The organism is Pseudomonas sp. Pseusp97 (assembly GCF_047304025.1).
Classification (GTDB): domain Bacteria; phylum Pseudomonadota; class Gammaproteobacteria; order Pseudomonadales; family Pseudomonadaceae; genus Pseudomonas.
In genome coordinates, this window is record NZ_JBGLYK010000006.1 from 1 (window position 1) to 18881 (window position 18881).

Genomic DNA, 18881 nt, shown 5'->3' on the forward strand with positions numbered 1-18881 from the left:
GCCTGGGCGACCATCGGCATCTGCGCGCGGCCGATGCCGAAGCCGGCCCAGGTCAGGCCGTCGGGGATGTTGTCGGCCATGGCCTTCATGGTGGTGGTGTCGGCCGGGGCGCCCCACGGGATGCCGAGGCAGATCTGGATCAGCGGGTCTTCCAGCAGGCCTTCCTTGAGCATCTGCTTGGCGAACCAGAGGTGGCCGGTGTCGAAGATTTCCAGCTCGGCCTTCACCCCCAGCTCGGTGATGCGCTTGGCGCCGGCGCGCAGCTGGGCCGGGGTGGAGACGTAGATGAAGTCGCCGTCGCCGAAGTTCAGGGTGCCGCAGTCCAGGGTGCAGATTTCCGGCAGCAGTTCCTCGACGTGCTTGAGGCGCTCCAGCGGGCCGACCAGGTCGGTGCCGGCGCCGAACTCCAGCGGCTGCTCGCCCTGGCCGATCTGCAGGTCGCCGCCCATGCCGGCGGTGAGGTTGATGATGACGTCGGTGTCGCTCTCGCGGATGCGTTCGACCACTTCGCGATAGAGGTTCACGTCGCGGCTGGGCTTGCCGGTCTGCGGGTCGCGGACGTGGCAGTGGGCGACGGTGGCGCCGGCCTTGGCGGCCTCGATGGCGGCGGCGGCGATTTCCTTCGGGGTGACGGGAATCGCCGGGTGCTTGCCGACGGTGTCGCCGGCGCCGGTCACCGCGCAGGTGACGATCACTTCATAGTTCACGGTGGCAGTCCTTCTTCGGGTCGAACGAACCCGCTGCGCGCCGGGCGACGCGCACGGAGTTACTGGTAGTGGGTTACTTCAGCGAGGCCTGGACGGCGGCGAGGCCGTCCTTGCCGTCGAAGGTGGTCACGCCCTCGAGCCAGGCCTTGAGCGGCTCGGGGTTCTGTTTCAGCCAGGCCTTGGCGGCGTCCACCGGCTGACTGCGGTCGAGGATCGGCACCATCACCTGGCTCACCTGCTCGCTGGTGAACTTGAGGTTGTGCAGCAGCTTGGCGACGTTGCCGCACTGCTCCTGGTAGCCGCCGGCAGTCATGATCGAGACGGTGGCGGAGCCTTCGTCGGGACCGAACACGTCGTCGCTGCCGGTGAGGTATTTCATGTCGATCTGCAGGTTCATCGGGTGCGGCTTCCAGCCGAAGAACACCACCCACTGCTGGCGCTTGATGGCGCGCTTGACCGCGGTGAGCATGCCGGCCTCGCTGGACTCGACGATCTGGAAACCCTTCAGGCCGAACTTGTCCTTGGCGATCATGTCCGCGGTGATACGGTTGGAGCCGCTGCCCGGCTCGATCAGGTAGATCTTGTTGCCCAGCTTGTCCTTGAACTTGGCGATGTCGGCGAAGGTCTTCAGGCCGCCGTCGTAGACGTACTTCGGCACGGCGTAGGTGGACTGCGCATCGGGCAGCGTCGGCGGGGTAATCACGTCGATCTGCTGCTTGTCGAGGTAGGGTTTGGCCACCGGCTGCATGGTCGGTTGCCAGTAGCCGAGAAAGACGTCGAGCTGCTTGTCGGCCATGCCGGCGAGGATGATCTGCTGCGAGGCGCTGGTCTGCTTGACCTTGTAGCCCAGGCCGTCGAGCACGGCCTCGGCCACGGCACTGCTGGCCACCACGTCGGTCCAGTTCACCGTGCCCATGCGCACGTTCTGGCACTGGGCGGGCTCGGCGGCCCAGCTGCTGCCGGCGGCGAGCATGAGCGCGGCACAGCCGAGCGCTTGGATCGATAGCTTCATGACTTCTCCCTCAAGGCCTTTGCGGCGTTGGTTATCGTTGTTGTGTGTCATGCGGCCCCTCACGGGGGGCTGTGTGATCAAGTTACGCAGCTGCGGGGCTGGTGAATCGCACTGCGGCGACCAGCTCTTGCACAGCAGCGACCTCCCCGATTGCCAGGGCGACGTCCCTGGTTCATAAGGGTGGGCACGCTGCCATCAAGCCGCCTTCAGGACGCACGGTACCCGCCATGTCCCAAGACTTCTGGTTCCTGCTGTTGCCCGGTTTTTCCGTGATGGGTTTCGTCTCCGCGGTGGAGCCGCTGCGGGTGGCCAACCGCTTTCGCGGCGAGCTGTATCGCTGGCACCTGATGAGCCTGGACGGCGGCCCGGTGCTGGCCAGCAACGGCATGTCGATGAATGCCGACAGCGGCCTGGAAGCGCTGCGCGAAGGCGACACGCTGCTGGTGGTGGCCGGCTTCGAACCGCTGCGCGCCTGCACCCCGGCGCTGCTGCACTGGCTCAAGCGCCTGGATCGCGAGGGCGTGACTCTGGGCGGCATCGACACCGGCAGCTTCGTGCTGGCCGAGGCAGGATTGCTGCAGCGCCAGCGCTGCACGGTGCACTGGGAGGCGCTGGAGGCCTTCCGGGAGACTTATCCACAGGTGCAGGCGACCCAGGAACTGTTCGAGATCGACGGGCCGCGCATCACCTCCGCCGGCGGCACCGCGTCCATCGACCTGATGCTCGACCTGATCGCCCAGGCCCATGGGCCGGAACTGGCGGTGCAGGTGTCTGAGCAGTTCGTGGTCGGACGCATCCGCACCCGCCAGGACCACCAGCGCCTGCAGATCGCCAGCCGCTACGGGGTGAGCAACCGCAAGCTGGTGCAGGTGATCGGCGAGATGGAGCGCCATACGGAGCCGCCGCTGACCACGCTGGAACTGGCCGAGTGCATCCAGGTGACCCGGCGCCAGCTGGAGCGCCTGTTCCGCCTGCACCTGAACGACACGCCGTCGAACTTCTACCTCGGCCTGCGCCTGGACAAGGCGCGCCAGCTGCTGCGCCAGACCGACATGAGCGTGCTGGAAGTCGGCGTGGCCTGCGGCTTCGAGACGCCCTCGTACCTGTCGCGCAGCTACCGGGCGAAGTTCGGCGTGTGCCCGAGCCAGGACCGGGTGGGGTTGCGCAAGGTGGTGGCCAAGGCTTGAAAACCCTGTCGTAGCGGGTCCTGCTCGTGATCGCGCGCATAGCGCGCTTCTAAAGGGAACTCCACTGCCCGATCGACCTTGTAGGAGCGAGCTTGCTCGCGAACCGCCCAGCTACGGTACTGCCGGTGAATTCTGTTCGCGAGCAAGCTCGCTCCTACGAAGAGCAATGGCTCCGTGCAATCCTGTAGGGCGCACAACGCCTAAGGATTATGCGCCCTACACGTCTGAATAGCCGAGGCCGATTCTGTAGGAGCGAGCTTGCTCGCGAACCGCTCAGCTACGGGACTGCCGGTGAAGTCTGTTCGCGAGCAAGCTCGCTCCTACGAAGAGCAATGACTCCGTGCAGCGATTGGCAATATCTGTGGGATTGCCGTCATTTACCCTGCAAAGGACCGGGCGGAGTATGGACACCAGACACCCAACCCCTCACTGCCCCTGGAGACCACCATGAGCGAAGCCCGTCCCCCGCTGCCGCCCTTCACCCGCGAAACCGCCATTCAGAAAGTCCGCCTCGCCGAGGACGGCTGGAACAGCCGCGACCCGCATCGCGTCTCGCTGGCCTACACGCCGGACAGCCGCTGGCGCAACCGCGCGACATTCGTCCAGGGCCGTGAGCAGATCGTCCAGTTCCTCACCGGCAAGTGGGTGCGCGAGCAGCACTATCGGCTGATCAAGGAACTCTGGGCTTTCACCGAGAATCGCATCGCCGTGCGCTTCGCCTACGAGTGGCACGACGACTCGGGCAACTGGTTCCGCTCCTACGGCAACGAGAACTGGGCCTTCGACGAGAACGGCCTGATGTTCGAGCGCCACGCCTGCATCAACGACCTGCCGATCAGCGAGGACGAACGCCTGTTCCACTGGCCGCAGGGCCGCCGGCCGGACGATCATCCGTCGTTGAGTGAGCTGGGGCTGTAGAAGCTTATCCACAGGGACGCCCGTAGGATGGCGTGGAGCGAAGCGATACCCATCGATTACCGGCAAGTCCGCTGATGGGTATCGCAAGCTCCACCCATCCTACGAATGAGCGTCCCGGGGACGGTGGGAGCGCCCAACCGTAGGGCGCATAACGCGCCGGCGGATAACCTGTTCCAGGTTGTTCGCCCTACGATCCAGCCAGCCACGCACGGCGCTCCCGTAGGAGCGGACCTTGTCCGCGAAAGGCGCCCGGAGGGCGCCCTCGATGTCAGGCCGGAACGGCCCGGGCGGGCGTAGTGGAAGAAATGCGGCTGTCTTCCAGGATCATCGCCGCCGCACGCTCGCCCAGCATGATGCAGGGCGCGTTGGTGTTGCCGCTGATGAGCGTGGGCATGATCGACGCATCTACCACGCGCAGGCCCTTCAGGCCGTGCACGCGCAGGCGCAGGTCGACCACCGCCAGCGGGTCTTCACCCATCCTGCAGGTGCCCACCGGGTGGAACACGGTGGCGGCGTATTCGCGCAGGTGCTCCAGCAGTTGTTCGTCGGTCTGCACCTGCGGGCCGGGGAGCATCTCGGCGCCGCGGATGCTGTCGAACTCCGGCTGGGCGAGGATCCTGCGCGCCAGCTTCACGCCTTCCACCAGCACGCGGCCATCTTCCTCGTTGGCGAGGAAGTTGTAGTCAATCTCGATGTCGCCACCGGACTTCACGCGCAGCTCGCCGATGCTTTTCGGCCGCAGCACGCAGGTGTGCACGGCGTAGCCATGGCCCCATTCGAACAGGCGGCCACGGTGGCTGCGGTAGCCGGGCACGAAGTGGAACTGCACGTCAGCCAGCCCGTCCGCCAACGGCGTACGCGCGAAGCCACCCGCCTCGACGTAGTTGGTGGTCAGCCAGCCCTTCTTCGCCAGCAGGTACTTGAACGGCGAGAGCAGGATCTGCCCCAGCGAGCCGAGGGAAAAGCCCAGGCTCAGCGGGCTGGGCGAGCGCACGGTGACCAGGCCGTCGAGATGGTCCTGGAGGTTCTTGCCCACGCCCGGCAGGTCGTGTTGCACCGGGATGCCGGCGGCCTTCAGCTCCTCGGCCGGGCCGATGCCGGAAGCCAGGAGGATCTGCGGCGAGCCGAGCGAGCCGGCGCAGAGGATCACTTCGCGGCGCGCCAGCAGGCGTTCGCCGCTGCGCAGTTCGATGCCGGTGACGCGCTCGCCTTCGAGCAGCAGGCGGCCCACCTGGCGCTCGGTCAGCACGCTGAGGTTCGGCCGCTGCAGCGGCGCGACGAAAGCGCGGTAGCTGCTCAGGCGCCGAGCGTTCTTCTGGGTCACGTTGTAGATGCCGACGCCTTCGAACTCGCGGCCATTGAAGTCATCGTTGCGGCGCAGGCCGATTCGCTCGCCGGCCCTGATGAACAGGCTGGACAGCGGGTTGGGGTCGCGCGGCTTGTCCACCACCAGTTCGCCCAGGGTGCCGTGCAGCGCCGGGTCCTGGCCGAGCAGGTTGCGCTCGGATTTCTTGAAGAACGGCAGGACGTCCTTCCAGCCCCAGCCCGGGCAGCCTTCGGCTTCCCAGCGGTCGTAGTCCGAGGCGTGGCCACGGATGTAGATCATGCTGTTCATCGAGCTGGAGCCGCCGACGGCCTTGCCGCGCGGGCAGTGCAGCGAACGATTGTTCAGGCGCTTCTGTGGCGCGGATTGGAAGTTCCAGCTGAACACCTTGCTCTTGTACAGGGTGATGGTGCCAGCCGGGGTCTGCACGCGCGGGCTGGCGTCGCTGCCGCCGGCTTCCAGCAGGCAGACGCGCACGGAGGGGTCGGCGCTCAGGCGGTTGGCCAGCACGCAGCCGGCGGAGCCGGCGCCGACGATGAGGTAGTCGAAGGTGGAGTCGTTGGTGGAGGACATTGGGGCTCCCTTTGGAGTGTGGCGTGAATGGGTTGAGGGGCAAGCTCACACACCGCCACAACACCCAACCTGCAGGAGCGAGCTTGCTCGCGAACAAACTCACCCGCAGGTCCGGCGTTGGGCGGTTCGCGAGCAAGCTCGCTCCTGCGAAAAGCACCGCGCTCGCCGGCTAACTACAGCAATAGCCGGGCTCCGTAGGGGGCCCCTCCTCACGGAGAGGGCTGAGGTGAGGGTGGGCGGCGCCGAGTCTCAATGAGCTTCTTCCAGGTCGTCGTGGAGCAACCCGAGGATCTCGCGCTTCATCTCGATGAACGGGCGGTCCATGACCATGTCCAGCGAGCGCGGGCGCTCGATGGGCACGTCGAGGATGCGCTTGATGCGGCCGGGACGAGCGCCCATGACGTAGACGCGGTCGCCCAGCAGAATGGCCTCGTCGATGTCGTGGGTGACGAACACCACGGTCTTCTTGCTGTGGTCCCACACGCGCAGCAGCAGTTGCTGCATCTGCATGCGGGTCTGGCTGTCGAGCGCACCGAAGGGCTCGTCCATCAGCAGGATCTGCGGGTCGTTGGCCAGCGCGCGGGCAATCGCCACGCGCTGCATCATTCCGCCGGAAAGCTGCTTGGGGTAGTTGTTCTCGAAGCGGCGCAGGCCGACCTCGTCGAGGTAGTAGTCGACTATCTCGCGGCGCTCGGCCGCCGCCATGCCGCGGCGCTTCAGGCCGAACTCGACGTTCTGGCGCACGGTGAGCCAGGGGAACAGGGTGTAGCTCTGGAACACCATGCCGCGGTCGGCGCCGGGGCCGTCCACCAGCTGGCCGCCGACGTAGATGTCACCTTCGCTGGGCTCGGACAGCCCGGCGGTGAGGTACAGCAAGCTCGACTTGCCGCAGCCCGATGGCCCGACTATCACGGCGAACTGCTGGTCCGGCACCTCGAAGGAGACGTTCTCCAGCGCGCTGAAGGTGCCGCCGTCCGGCGTGCGGTAGCGCAGGCTGACGTTCTCCACCCGCAGGCGGGCCGGGTTGGCGGCTTGCTGGCCGGTCACGGCGGGTTCTTCCTGCTTGATCGCTACTGCGCCCATGACGCCACCTTCAGTCGGATGAATCGGAAGAGTTGGTCGGTGATCAGGCCCAGCAGGCCGATGATGGCGATCGCCAGGAAGATCACGTCGACCTGGAAGCCGCGCATGGCCTTGAGGCTAATGTAGCCCAGGCCGCTGGAGGCGGCGACCAGTTCGGCGACCACCAGGTAGGTCCAGGCCCAGCCCATGGTCACGCGCAGGGTGTCGAGCACGCCGGGCAGCGAGGCCGGGCCGAGCACGTGGAGGACCACGTCGCGGCGGTTGCAGCCCAGGGTGTAGGAGGCGTTCACCAGGTCCTTGGCGACGCCGCGGGAGACGTCGGCGATCATCACCAGTTGCTGGAAGAACACGCCGAAGATGATCACGGTGACGCGCTGTTCCAGGCCGATGCCGATCCACAGGATGAACAGCGGCACGAAGGAGGTCACCGGCAGGTAGCGGATGAAGTTCACCAGCGGTTCGAGGAAGGCCTGGACGATGCGGAAGCTGCCCATCAGCAGCCCCAGCGGCACGGCCACCAGCGAGGAGACGATGAAGCCGATCATCACCACCTTGACGCTGGCCATCACGTGGGTGGCGAGGGTGCCGTCGCTGGCCAGGCGCACGCCGGCCGCGAGTACCGCGTCCGGCGTGGGCAGGAACATCGCCGGCACCACGCCGCCATAGGAAAGCCCGGCCCACAGGCCGAACACGAGCAGCCAGCACAGGGTGCCGGCGGACCAGACCAGCTTCAGCGGCAGGTCGACCTTGGGCGTCAGGCAACGGCTGAGCCAGGATTGCGAACGACGAGGCATCGCGGATTCCTCCAGGCGAGCGGCGCCAGGCCGCCCGCGGGGACAAGAGAGACGGTTACTCGGAGACGAAGCGCGGGTCGACCAGGTCGTCGTAGCTGACTTCCAGGCGCTTGCCCTGCAGGCCGCTCCAGGTCTCGTTGGCGAGACGGATCAGACCCTTGATGTCGCCGGGCTTGCCGGGGGTGCCGATGAGCTGCTCGCTCATCGCCTTGTCGTAGAAGCGCACGCCCTTCGCCGCATCGGCCAGGGCCTTGGGATCGGCGAGGTAGCCGCCGACACCCTTGGCCATGATCGCGTAGGCCTCGTCCGGGTGCTCCCTGGTGTATTGCACGGCCTTGTACAGGCCTTTCACCAGGGCCTTCACGTCCTCGGGCTGCTTCTCGATGACGTCGCAGTTGAGCGCGACCACGTCGACGATCACGCCGGGGGTGGTGGAGCTGTCCACCAGCACCTTGCCCTGCTGCTTCTCGCGCACCAGCGAGAGATGCGGCTCCCAGGTCACGGCGGCGGGTACGCGGCCGGCGATGAAGGCGCTGGCGGCGTCATCGGCGGTCATGTTCTGCACCTTGATGTCGCTCATGCTCATGCCGGCGTGCTTGAGCAGGTAGGCCAGCCAGAACTGCGAGACGGAGCCTTCGTTGACCGCGACTTCCTGGCCCTTGAGCTGGGCCAGCGAGGTGACGTCCTTGCCCACCAGCACGCCGTCGCCACCATGGCTGTCGTCCAGCGCGGCCACGGCCTTGAAGCAGAACTTGGGACGGTACTTGAGGATTTCGTCGATGGTGGAAGCGGAGCCGGACAGCTGGCCGGAGGCCTGGGCTGCCATGTACATCGAGGCTTCCTCGATGGTGGTCAGCTGCAGGTCCAGGCCCTGCTCCTTGAAGTAGCCCAGGTCACGGGCGAGGTACAGGGTGCCGTAGCCGACCCAGGTGGTGTGGCCGATGGACAGGGTGCCGGCCTGGGCGCCAGTCACGGCGGCGAGAGCCAGGGTGGAACACGCGATGGAACGCACGAGCAAGGACTTGATCATGAAGCACTCCCACAGCCGTTTGGCTTTTTTGTTGATTTACTGCGGCAGTGGCCAGGAGGCCGGTAAAACCGGGACATGGGCGGCGTTAGGCTCTGTGGCCCTTGCGTCTGAAGGCTTTGTCTCGCGACATGTCTGACAGACCGATGGTCGCCGAAGCGGGAGGCTCGGAAAATTATTAAATATGTCGTTGCGCCATAAGAAAAAGCTGCCTTGCCGGCGAAATTGCACCAGCATGGCGCAGGGGAGAGCTCGAACACGCGCGGGTTGTTTCGCGCTGCACTAAGGTTGAACGCAGCTCTCCTCAAGGAAGGTTTCCAGCATGGCTTTACGTCCCGTTCTGTCCGCCCTGGCGCTCGCCATCGGGCTGTCGCTGCACCCCGCTCTCTCCTTCGCCGCCGATCCCCAGGCCCCTGCCGTCACCGAGCTTAAATGGCCGCGGGACTTCGCCCTGGGCGAGCAGCACGTGCAGATCTTCCAGCCGCAGATCGAGGGCTGGGACGGCACCCGCATGAGCGGTCGCGCGGCCATCGCCGTCGGCCCGGCCAACGGCGCGCCGACTTACGGAGTGACGCAGTTCTCCGCCGCCGCCGCCATCGACAAGGCCACGGGGCTGGTGCAGCTCACCGACCTGCGTATCGACAAGGTGGAAGTGCCTACCGCCCCGGACAGCGCCGGCAAGGTGCGCGACGCACTGGTAGCACGGCTGCCCAAGGATGGCCTGACCGTCTCCCTCGATGAGCTGCAGGCCAGCTACGCGGTGAACCAGCAGCTCGACCAGTTGCGCCACGTGGCAGTGAAGAACGACGCGCCACAGATCGTCTTCGCCGCGAGCCCGACTGTGCTGGTGATGATCGACGGCCAGCCGAACTGGCAGGCGCTGCCCGGCAGCGACTTCCAGCGTGTACTCAACAGCCGCGTGCTGATCCTGCGCGATGCCCAGGGCAACCACTACCTCAATGCCGCCGGCAACTGGTTCACGGCGCAGGCGCTGGATGGCAGCTGGCTGGTGCTGAGCCAGCCGCCCAGGGCGCTGCTCAACGCGCAACAGCTGGCGGAGAAGGCCGGCCCGGTAGATGCTCTATTGCCCAAAGACGGCAAGGCGCCCGGTAAGGCGCCGGCAATCCTGGTCGCCACCCGGCCCACCGAACTGATCGTCAGCGACGGCACCCCGCAGATGCAGCCGGTGGACGGTGTCAGCCTGCTGACCATGCAGAATGCCGACCATGCGGTGTTCGTCGATCCGACCCACAACACCTGGTATGTGCTGCTCTCCGGACGCTGGTTCAGCGGGCCCGGCGAAAAAGGCCCGTGGCAGTTCGTCGAGGGCAAGGACCTGCCCGCCGACTTCGCGAAGATCTCGCCCAAGGACCCGAAGGCCAACGTGCTGGTGTCGGTGCCCGGCACGCCGCAGGCCAAGGAAGCGGCCATCGCCGCGAGCATTCCGCAGACGGCGTCTGTCTCGCGCAGCAAGGCGACCATGAAGGTCAGCTACGACGGCGCGCCCAGCTTCCAGCCCATCAGCGGCACCAGCCTGCAGTACGCGGTGAACACGCCGACGCCGGTGATCGAGGTCGCGTCCAACCAGTTCTTCGCCGTCACCAACGGCGTCTGGTTCGTCGCCCCCAGCCCCACCGGCCCGTGGCAGGTGGCGACCGAGGTGCCGGCAGCGATCTACGGCATCCCGCCCAGCTCGCCGGTGTACTACGTGACCTACGTGCACATCTACTCGGTCACCCCGCAGACCGTGGTGGTGGGCTACACGCCCGGCTACCTGGGCGTGGTGGTGAACAGCGACGGCACGGTGGTCTACGGGACCGGCTACACCTATCCGGCCTATGTCAGCCAGACCGTGTACTACGGCTATCCGCCCACCTATGGCTATGGCGCGGGCTTCGCCGTGGGCGCGCTGACCGGCTTCGCCTTCGGTTACGCGGCGGGCGCCTACTGGGGTTCTCCGGAACCCTACTGGGGTCCGTACTGGGGCCCCTACCCGCACGGAGGCTGGAGCTACGCCAACGTCAACCAGGCGAACTTCTACGGCCGCTGGGGCCAGGGCACGGTCACCCACGCCTACGGCTACAACGGCTGGACCGGCACCCAGTGGCAGGGCAGCTCGGCGGTGGGCTACAACCCGCGCACCGGCACGCACTACGAAGGCGCCCGCGGGGCTGCCTTCAACCCGTACAGCGATGACGCCGCCGCTGGCCGGCGCGGCTCCTTCTCCAACGCATCCACCGGCATCTCCGGCGCGGGCCGCAGCGGGGTGGCCGCACATACCGACAGCGGTGACTTCGTCGCGGGACGCCAGGTTGCCACCCACAATGCCCAGACCGGACGCACCACCATCGCCGAACGCGGTGTCTCCGGCGACGTGGACGAAGGGCGCGACAGCTATGACCGGCAGAACCAGGGCATCAGCTACAACCGGCGCACCGGCAACGCCGTGGCCTGGAAGAATGGCGACGTCTATGCCGGCCACGACGGCAACGTCTATCAGCACACCGACAACGGCTGGCAGCAGCACACCAGCAACGGCTGGCAACCGGTGCAGCAGAACCAGGCCAATGTCCGCAGCCAGCTGGACCAGCAGTACCAGTCGCGGCAGATCGGCCAGCAGCGCTTCAGCCAGACCCAGCGCCAGTGGAGCGGCGGCGGCTTCGGTGGCGGGCATTTCGGCGGTGGCCATTTCGGCGGAGGCGGCTTGCGTCGCTGAGTCTGTGGACAAGGTTTTCCACAGCGCCCGTGGCTGTGGAAAACCGCTCCGGGCGAGGTCGTAAACTTACCCACAGGCCTTGCCCTTCCCTGCACGCTCTCGGCATGATGCCCGCACCCACCACCATCGCGGGGTTGCCGTGACCGCTCTGTTCCAGGCCCTCTGGCCGTTGTTCGCGCTGATCGTCGGCGGCTTCGTGCTACGCCGCCGAGGCTTCCCCGGCGACGCCTTCTGGCCGGCGGCGGAGCGGCTCAACTACTTCATCCTGTTCCCCGCGCTGCTGGCCAGCAGCCTGGCCAGCGCACCGCTGAACGACCCGGGCCTCGCGCGCCAGGCGCTGGCGGTGGTGCTGGGCCTGGGCATCGCCTGGATCGCCCTGCTGATCGTCAAGCGCCTGCGTGGCTGGAACGCCGCGCGCTTCGGCGCCATCGCCCAGGGCGTACTGCGCTTCAATACCTACCTGGGGCTCGCCGCTGTCGGCAGCCTGTATGGCAAGCCGGGGCTGACGCTGGCCGCGCTGATGCTGGCGCTGATGGTGCCGACGGTGAATGTGATGTCGGTGTGGGCGCTGACCGCCGAGCGCGGCATCAGCCTGCGCGCGCTGCTGCTGCCCATCGTGAAGAACCCGCTGATCCTCGCCTGCGTCGCCGGCGCCCTGCTCAACGTGACGGGCATCGGCCTGCCCGGCGGCACCGACCGGCTGTTCAACCTGCTCGCGGTTGCCAGCCTGCCGCTGGGCCTGCTCTGCGTCGGCGCCGCGCTGCAGCCGCAGGAACTGCGCGCAGAAGCCTCGGCGCTGGGCTGGAACTGCGCGATCCGCCTGCTGGCCATGCCGCTGCTGGCCTTCGCCCTCGCCCGCCTGCTGGCCCTGCCAGCGCTGGAAAGCGCACTGCTGGTGCTGTTCTTCGCCCTGCCCACCGCCCCGACCGCCTACGTGCTGACCCGTCAGTTGGGCGGCGAAAGTGGGCTGATGGCCGGGATCATCACCCTGCAGACGCTGCTGGCCGGCGCCAGCCTGCTTCTGGTGATGGGGCTGATTCAGGCGCTGGCCTGATTCTGGCTACGCTCGGCTGCCCGATGGGCCAGTGAGTGCCTCGGTAGGATGGGTGGAGCTTGCGATACCCATGCTGTCCGCGTGCCGAATCGATGGGTATCGCTGCGCTCCACGCCATCCTGCAAAGTGTTCCGCCTGCAAGAAGGCACTTACCCACAGAACCGACGTCGGTTCGCGAGCAAGCTCGCTCCTACAGAAACGCCCATCGATCAGCGGTCATCACCTGCGAAAGCCTGCTGAAAGCTTGACCCCCTAGCATCGCCGCCTCGGTCCTCCCGGCCGGACCTGCGTTCGCGCAGCGTACAAAAACAACAATCGGTGATTGCCATGCCCCGTTTCCTGCTCCTGTCCGCCCTCACTCCGTCCACGCCGCGCGTGCTTATCCACAGCCGCGGCTGATCCCCTGCGTCGACCGGAGTTATCCCCATGCTGACTTTCCTCGCCTTCGCCATGGTGGCGACCTTCATGTTCCTGATCATGACCAAGCGTCTGTCGGCGCTGATCGCGCTGATCCTGGTGCCGATCGCCTTCGCCCTGCTCGGCGGCTTCGCCAAGGGGCTGGGGCCGATGATGCTGGACGGCATCCGCACCCTGGCGCCGACCGGCGTGATGCTGATGTTCGCCATTCTCTACTTCGCCATCATGATCGACTCCGGGCTGTTCGACCCGGCGGTGCGGCGCATCCTCCGGCTGGTCAAGGGCGACCCGCTGAAGGTTTCGATGGGTACCGCCGCGCTGGCGATGATCGTCTCGCTGGATGGCGACGGCTCGACCACCTACATGATCTGCGTGGCTGCCGTGCTGCCGCTGTACAGCCGGCTGGGCATGAGCCCGCTGCTGATGGCCTGTCTGATCATGCTCTCCAGCGGCGTGCTGAACATGACCCCCTGGGGCGGCCCGACCGCCCGCGCGGCCAGCGCCCTGCACGTGGACCCGGCGGACATCTTCGTGCCGATGATCCCGGCCATGCTCGCCGGCATCGCGGCGATCTTCGGCCTGGCCTGGGTCTACGGCAAACGCGAGCGCGCGCGCCTGGGCGAACTGCACCTGCCCACCGACCACGAGGCGATGGCCGAGGTCAGCGTCTCGCAGTTTCCTGAAGCGCGCCGACCGAAGCTGCTGTGGTTCAACGCCGTGCTCACGGTGGCCCTGATGGGCACCCTGATCGCTGGCCTGCTGCCGATGCCGGTTCTCTTCATGATTGCCTTTGGCATCGCGATGATCGTGAACTATCCCTGCATCATCGAGCAGAAGAAGCGCATCGGCGCCCACGCCGAGAATGTCCTCGCGGTGGTCTCGCTGATCTTCGCCGCCGGGGTCTTCACCGGGATTCTTTCCGGAACGGGCATGGTCGAAGCCATGTCCAAGAGCCTGCTGGCGGTGATCCCGCCGGCGCTGGGGCCGTACCTGGCGACCATCACCGCGCTGGTGAGCATGCCGTTCACCTTCTTCATGTCGAATGACGCTTTCTACTATGGCGTGCTCCCGGTACTCTCCCAGGCCGCCGCGCAGTACGGCATCAGCCCGGTGGAAATGGCCCGCGCCTCCATCGTCGGCCAGCCGGTGCATCTGCTCAGCCCGCTGGTGCCCTCCACCTACCTGCTGGTGGGGCTGGCCAAGGTGGACTTCGGCGACCACCAGCGCTTCACCCTCCGGTGGGCCGTGCTGGTGTGCCTGGCGATCCTCGCCGCGGCGCTGCTGCTGGGCCTCTTCCCTCTCTTCAACGACTGACTTCGAGTACCGCTCAAATGGAATGGCTGACCAGCCCTGAAATCTGGATTGCGTTCTTCACCCTGACTGCCCTGGAGATCGTCCTGGGCATCGACAACATCATCATGATTTCCATCCTGGTCGGCCGCATGCCCAAGCACATGCAGCCGCGCACGCGCTTCTTCGGGCTGGCGCTGGCAATGGTCACGCGCATCCTGCTGCTGCTCTCGATCACCTGGGTCATGCGCCTCACCGCAGACCTGTTCCAGGTGTTCGGCCAGGGCATCTCCGGACGCGACCTGATCCTGTTCTTCGGCGGCCTGTTCCTCCTGTGGAAAAGCAGTAGCGAGATCTTCCACGGGCTGGAAGGCGAGGACGAAGCCGAGGGCGAACCCAAGAGCGTGATGGGTGGCTTCATCGGCACCATCATCCAGATCGCCATCATCGACATCGTGTTCTCGCTGGACTCGGTGATCACCGCCGTGGGCATGGTCTCCAACGTGCCGGTGATGGTCGCGGCCATTGTCGTCGCGGTACTGGTGATGATGCTCGCGGCCGGCGCCATCAGCGACTTCATCGACAAGCACCCGTCGCTGAAGATGCTCGCGCTGTCCTTCCTCATCGTGGTCGGCACCGTGCTGATCGCCGAAGCCTTCGAAGTCCACGTGCCCAAGGGCTACGTCTACTTCGCCATGGCCTTCTCGCTGGCGGTGGAAGCGCTGAACATCCGCATGCGCACCGCGCGCGGCAAGAAGGAAGACCCGGTAAAGCTGCGCAAGGACATTCCGGGGCAATAGTCCACAGCAACTATCCACAGGCTTCGAATAAAAAACCGGGCTGGTGCAGCCCGGTTTTTTTATCCACAGTTGCTCAGCGAAACCGTCAAGGGCGTGCAACCGGCTCCGGCCAGTTGAGCACGCCCTTGTCGTTGAAACGCACCGTGCCGAACAGCCCGCCGGCCAGCTTGCCGTTGATCTCGTAGGGCATGCCCTGGCGCGGCGGCCCGCCGGACAGGCCCCAGGCCTGGCGGAAGGCGGAGAACGCCGAGATGCTCACCGGCACGCTGATCACTTTTTCGCCAAAGCGCGGCACCTGGCCGCTGGCGTCGCTTACCCCGCTGGCCAGCGGCTGGCCGTTCACCGCGAGGTCCAGGGCGATTCCGTTGTAGTCGATGGCCTGGTCATTGGGATTCTGCACCCGCAGCTTGACGGTGAAGCGCGCCTCCATGCCCTGCCCGGTCGCGGGCTCCAGGCCGACCAGATCGATGCGCAACGGATCACGTGTGCCAAAAAGACTGCTGCAGGCGCCCAGCGCCAGCAGCAGGGCTATCAGGGTGACGCGTCGAATAATGGCCATATCCTTTCCTTTGCCGATTTCACTTCACGGTAGCCGGCCGCAAGCGCCACACCGTATTGCCCACATCGTCGGCGACCAGCAGTCCACCGAACTTATCCACAGCGACGCCCACCGGCCGGCCCATGGCTTCGTCCTTGTCGTTGATGAAACCGTCCAGCACGGTCACCGGCTGGCCATTGGGTTTTCCGCCGCCGAAGGGGATGAATACCACCTGATAGCCGCTGCGCGGCTTGCGGTTCCACGAACCATGCTGGCCGATGAATACCCCGCCACGATAGCGCTCCGGCAGCAGGCTGCCCTGATAGAAGGCAAGGCCCAGGGAGGCAGTGTGAGCGCCGAGGGCATAGTCGGGCACCAGCGCCTTTTCCACCATGTCCGGGCGCGGCGGCTCGACGCGCTTATCCACATGCTGGCCGTAATAGCTCCAGGGCCAGCCGTAGAAGCCGCCGTCCTTCACCGAGGTCATGTAATCGGGCACCAGGTCGTTGCCCAATTCGTCGCGCTCGTTCACCGCTGTCCACAGGGCGCCGCTGTTCGGCTCCCAGCCGAGGCCATTGGGGTTGCGCAGCCCGGAGGCGTAGAGGCGGACATTGCGATTGGACAGGTCGATCTGCAGGATCGCTGCACGATTCTTCTCGGCATCCAGGCCGTTCTCGCCGACGTTGCTGTTGGAACCGACGGTGGCGTAGAGATAGCGGCCATCGGGGCTGGCGAGGATATTCTTGGTCCAGTGGTGATTGATCGGCCCGCCCGGCAGGTCGACGACCTTCTCGGCCCTGGCGCTGATGGTGGTGTCGCCCGTCCTGTACGGGAAGCGCACCACCGCGTCGGCATTGGCAACGTACAGCCAGTTATCCACAAGGGCCATGCCAAATGGGGAGAACAGCCTTTGCAGGAGCACGCTGCGCTGCTCCGGCACACCGTCCCCGTCGGCATCGCGCAACAGGGTGATGCGGTTGGCGCTGGGCACCTGCGAGCCGGCCTTGGCCATGATCTTTCCGGCCACCCAGCCCTTGATGCCTTCGGATTCTTCCTTCGGCGGTGCGGAGCTCTCCGCCACCAGCACGTCGCCATTGGGCAGCACGTAGAGCCAGCGCGGATGTTCGAGCTTGTCGGCGAAGCGCTGTACTTCCAGGCCTTCGGCCGCGCGGGGCGTCTGGTCGACCGGCCAGCCGGTGGCCGTGGCGACGTTGACGGTGGGCAGCAGGCTGCTCTGCGGTTCCGGCAGCTGCGGCTGCGGCCCGGTGCCGGCGGTGAAGGGCAGGGCGGATTTTTCGCCGCAACCGGCAAGCGCCAGTGCGACCAGCAGGGGGAACGACCAACGCATGGGACTTCTCCTCGGCCTGTGGTGGGTTTCTTCGGCAAATGGACAGGCAGTCTAGACATTACCGTCCGCCGTTCCGTGCGAAATAACCGACGCAAAGGCTCTCGCTTCCGGTTCTGATCGGCTTTACTGACAGACAGGAGTCTCGGCAAATCAGCGATTTGGCGAACCCTCAGGGAAGAACGAGGGTCTACCATGACAGTCTTGTGACAATCGCCTGAGCGTTGCCGTGTCCTGCTCGGCCCTCCGCGCTGTCCGTACGGAGCCGCGGGCGAGGTCGTTACAGGGTCCGTCGACGGACGCATCGCCAACGGGCCCGCTTGAGTGCGAGGGGGCCCGACATGCTCAAACTGCTCGATCTGCTCTCTGCCGTTGCCCTGTTGGTGTGGGGCACACATATCGTCCGCACCGGCATCCTCAGGGTCTACGGCAGTAACCTGCGAAAAATCCTCAGCCGCAGCGTGGAAAAACGCCCACTGGCCTTCGCCGCCGGCATTGGCGTCACTGCGCTGGTACAGAGCAGCAACGCCACGGCGCTGCTGGCCACTTCATTCGTCGCGACCGGGCTGATGGCCCTGGCTCCGGCGCTGGCGATCATGCTCGGCGCCGACGTCGGCACGGCGCTGATGGCGCGGGTGCTGACGCTGGACCTGTCCTGGCTGTCGCCGCTGCTGATTTTCTTCGGGGTGATCTTCTTCCTCGGCCGCAAACAGACGCGGCTCGGTCAGATCGGCCGGGTGTTCATCGGCCTGGGGCTGATCATCCTCGCGCTCCAATTGATCGTTGCCGCGGCCGAGCCCATGACCCAGGCCAAGGGCGTGAAGGTGCTGTTCTCCAGCCTCACCGGCGACGTCATGCTCGACGCCCTGACCGGCGCGCTGTTCGCCATGATTTCCTATTCCAGCCTGGCCGCCGTGCTGCTCACCGCGACGCTGGCGGCGTCCAAGGTGATTTCGCTGAAGGTCGCGCTGTGCCTGGTGGTCGGCGCCAACCTGGGCAGCGGCATCCTGGCGATGATCAGCGCCTCCTCGCAGAACGCCGCCGGCCGCCGCGTAGCGCTGGGCAGCCTGCTGTTCAAGGTCGCCGGCTGCGCGCTGGTACTGCCGCTGGTGGGCCCGCTGGCTGGCTGGATCGACCACTGGCAGTTCAGCACCGCCGAACTGGTGATCGCCTTCCACGTGCTCTACAACGCCACCCGTTGCCTGGCCTGCCTGCCGCTGACCGGGCAGATGGCCGCCTTCTGCACGCGCATCATGCCCGACCGCCACTCCCCGGAAGATACCGTGCGCCCGCGCCATCTCGATCCGGCGGCGCTGGACACGCCGAGCCTGGCGCTGGTCAACGCGGTGCGCGAGACCCTGCGCATGGGCGATATCGTCGAGCAGATGCTGAACAACCTGATGCAGGTCATCCACAGCGGCGATCCGCTGCTGGGCAAGCAGATCCGCAAGCTGGACGATGACGTCGACGCGCTCTACACCGCGATCAAGCTCTACCTGGCGCGCATGCCCCGCGAGGACCTGAGCGAGGCGGACAGCCGTCGCTGGGCGGAGATCATCGAACTGGCGATCAACCTCGAGCAGGCCGGCGACATCATCGAGCATATGCTCGGCGCGGTGCAGGACAAGAAGACCTCGCGCAGCCGCTCCTTCTCCGATCACGGCCTGGAGGAGATCACCGTGCTGCACGGCCAGTTGCTGTCGAACCTGCGCCTGTCGCTGTCGGTGTTCCTCAATGGCGACCAGGAGGGCGCCCGGCGCCTGCGCCGCGCCAAGCAGCGTTTCCGCCTGCAGGAACGACGCTTCGCCCACTCCCACGTCGACCGTCTGCGCCAGCAGGTGGTGCAGAGCATCGAGACCAGCTCGCTGCACCTGGACCTGATCAGCGACATGAAGCGCTTGAACTCGCTGTTCTGCGCCATCGCCTATGCTGTTCTGGACAACCCCGATGCCAGCAGTTCGGCAATCGGTGACCCTGTGGAAGACGAGGATTTCGTCGAACGCGAAATCGAAGCGGCACAGGATCATCAGCGGCCGGCTTCCCCCGGCTCCAGCGCGACGGGTTGATGGCCGAGGGGTTGAGCGAGCGTTCTGTCA

Annotated in this window: 15 protein-coding genes; 7 read left to right on the forward strand and 8 right to left on the reverse strand. The window is 66.2% G+C overall.

Annotated features, from left to right (window positions below):
- Together ACCC94_RS02355 and ACCC94_RS02360 are read right to left on the reverse strand one after the other, a co-directional pair.
- A partial coding sequence (locus ACCC94_RS02355; protein WP_413347864.1) for a 3-keto-5-aminohexanoate cleavage protein occupies positions 1 to 707 on the reverse strand: 707 nt, incomplete at its 3' end.
- Positions 708 to 780: 73 nt separating this feature from the next.
- Positions 781 to 1719, reverse strand: a complete 939-nt coding sequence (locus ACCC94_RS02360; protein ID WP_413347865.1) for a choline ABC transporter substrate-binding protein — start codon at positions 1717 to 1719, stop codon at positions 781 to 783.
- Positions 1720 to 1946: 227 nt separating this feature from the next.
- Here ACCC94_RS02360 and ACCC94_RS02365 point away from each other — a divergent pair, with 227 nt between their 5' ends.
- Both ACCC94_RS02365 and ACCC94_RS02370 read left to right on the forward strand, forming a co-directional pair.
- The gene (locus tag ACCC94_RS02365) at positions 1947 to 2906 is read left to right on the forward strand and encodes a GlxA family transcriptional regulator (protein WP_413347866.1); all 960 of its coding nucleotides are present in this window, start codon (positions 1947 to 1949) and stop codon (positions 2904 to 2906) included.
- A 447-nt stretch (positions 2907 to 3353) separates the two neighbouring features.
- Positions 3354 to 3824, forward strand: coding sequence for a DUF1348 family protein (locus ACCC94_RS02370; protein ID WP_413347867.1), 471 nt, complete (start codon positions 3354 to 3356; stop codon positions 3822 to 3824).
- Positions 3825 to 4092: 268 nt separating this feature from the next.
- Here ACCC94_RS02370 and ACCC94_RS02375 read toward each other — a convergent pair whose 3' ends face one another.
- The 4 genes from ACCC94_RS02375 to ACCC94_RS02390 form a co-directional block, all read right to left on the reverse strand.
- On the reverse strand, positions 4093 to 5721 hold the full coding sequence (locus ACCC94_RS02375; RefSeq protein ID WP_413347868.1) for a GMC family oxidoreductase: 1629 nt from the start codon (positions 5719 to 5721) through the stop codon (positions 4093 to 4095).
- Positions 5722 to 5970: 249 nt separating this feature from the next.
- Complete coding sequence (locus ACCC94_RS02380; RefSeq protein WP_413347869.1) at positions 5971 to 6804, reverse strand: ABC transporter ATP-binding protein; 834 nt, start codon at positions 6802 to 6804, stop codon at positions 5971 to 5973.
- Positions 6792 to 7598 carry an ABC transporter permease gene (locus tag ACCC94_RS02385; RefSeq protein ID WP_088420737.1) on the reverse strand — a complete coding sequence of 269 codons (807 nt, stop codon included), beginning with the start codon at positions 7596 to 7598 and terminating at the stop codon, positions 6792 to 6794. Before ACCC94_RS02385 ends, ACCC94_RS02380 begins: the two co-directional genes overlap by 13 nt.
- Positions 7599 to 7653: 55 nt before the next feature.
- A complete protein-coding gene (locus ACCC94_RS02390; RefSeq protein ID WP_413347870.1) occupies positions 7654 to 8628 on the reverse strand; it encodes an ABC transporter substrate-binding protein in 975 nt (324 codons plus the stop codon).
- A gap of 319 nt (positions 8629 to 8947) precedes the next feature.
- Between ACCC94_RS02390 and ACCC94_RS02395 the strand changes: the two genes are divergently transcribed.
- The 4 genes from ACCC94_RS02395 to ACCC94_RS02410 all read left to right on the forward strand — a co-directional run bounded on the left by ACCC94_RS02395 (position 8948) and on the right by ACCC94_RS02410 (position 14902).
- Positions 8948 to 11341 (forward strand): carbohydrate-binding family V/XII, encoded by a 2394-nt coding sequence (locus ACCC94_RS02395; protein ID WP_413347871.1) that lies wholly within the window; start codon positions 8948 to 8950, stop codon positions 11339 to 11341.
- A gap of 79 nt (positions 11342 to 11420) precedes the next feature.
- Entirely contained in the window at positions 11421 to 12395 is a 975-nt protein-coding gene (locus tag ACCC94_RS02400) for an AEC family transporter (RefSeq protein ID WP_413347872.1), read from the forward strand.
- 426 nt (positions 12396 to 12821) lie between these two features.
- A complete protein-coding gene (locus ACCC94_RS02405; RefSeq protein ID WP_413347873.1) occupies positions 12822 to 14126 on the forward strand; it encodes a CitMHS family transporter in 1305 nt (434 codons plus the stop codon).
- A gap of 17 nt (positions 14127 to 14143) precedes the next feature.
- The gene (locus tag ACCC94_RS02410) at positions 14144 to 14902 is read left to right on the forward strand and encodes a TerC family protein (RefSeq protein ID WP_192294445.1); all 759 of its coding nucleotides are present in this window, start codon (positions 14144 to 14146) and stop codon (positions 14900 to 14902) included.
- An 85-nt stretch (positions 14903 to 14987) separates the two neighbouring features.
- On the opposite strand, the gene ACCC94_RS02415 is transcribed toward ACCC94_RS02410, so the two are convergent.
- Entirely contained in the window at positions 14988 to 15461 is a 474-nt protein-coding gene (locus ACCC94_RS02415) for an LEA type 2 family protein (protein WP_413347874.1), read from the reverse strand.
- 19 nt (positions 15462 to 15480) lie between these two features.
- Positions 15481 to 16788 (reverse strand): PQQ-dependent sugar dehydrogenase, encoded by a 1308-nt coding sequence (locus tag ACCC94_RS02420; protein ID WP_413347875.1) that lies wholly within the window; start codon positions 16786 to 16788, stop codon positions 15481 to 15483.
- Between the two features lie 338 nt (positions 16789 to 17126).
- On the opposite strand from ACCC94_RS02420, the gene ACCC94_RS02425 reads away from it, so the two are divergent.
- Positions 17127 to 18851, forward strand: a complete 1725-nt coding sequence (locus ACCC94_RS02425) for a Na/Pi cotransporter family protein (RefSeq protein WP_413347876.1) — start codon at positions 17127 to 17129, stop codon at positions 18849 to 18851.
- Positions 18852 to 18881 lie beyond the last annotated feature (30 nt).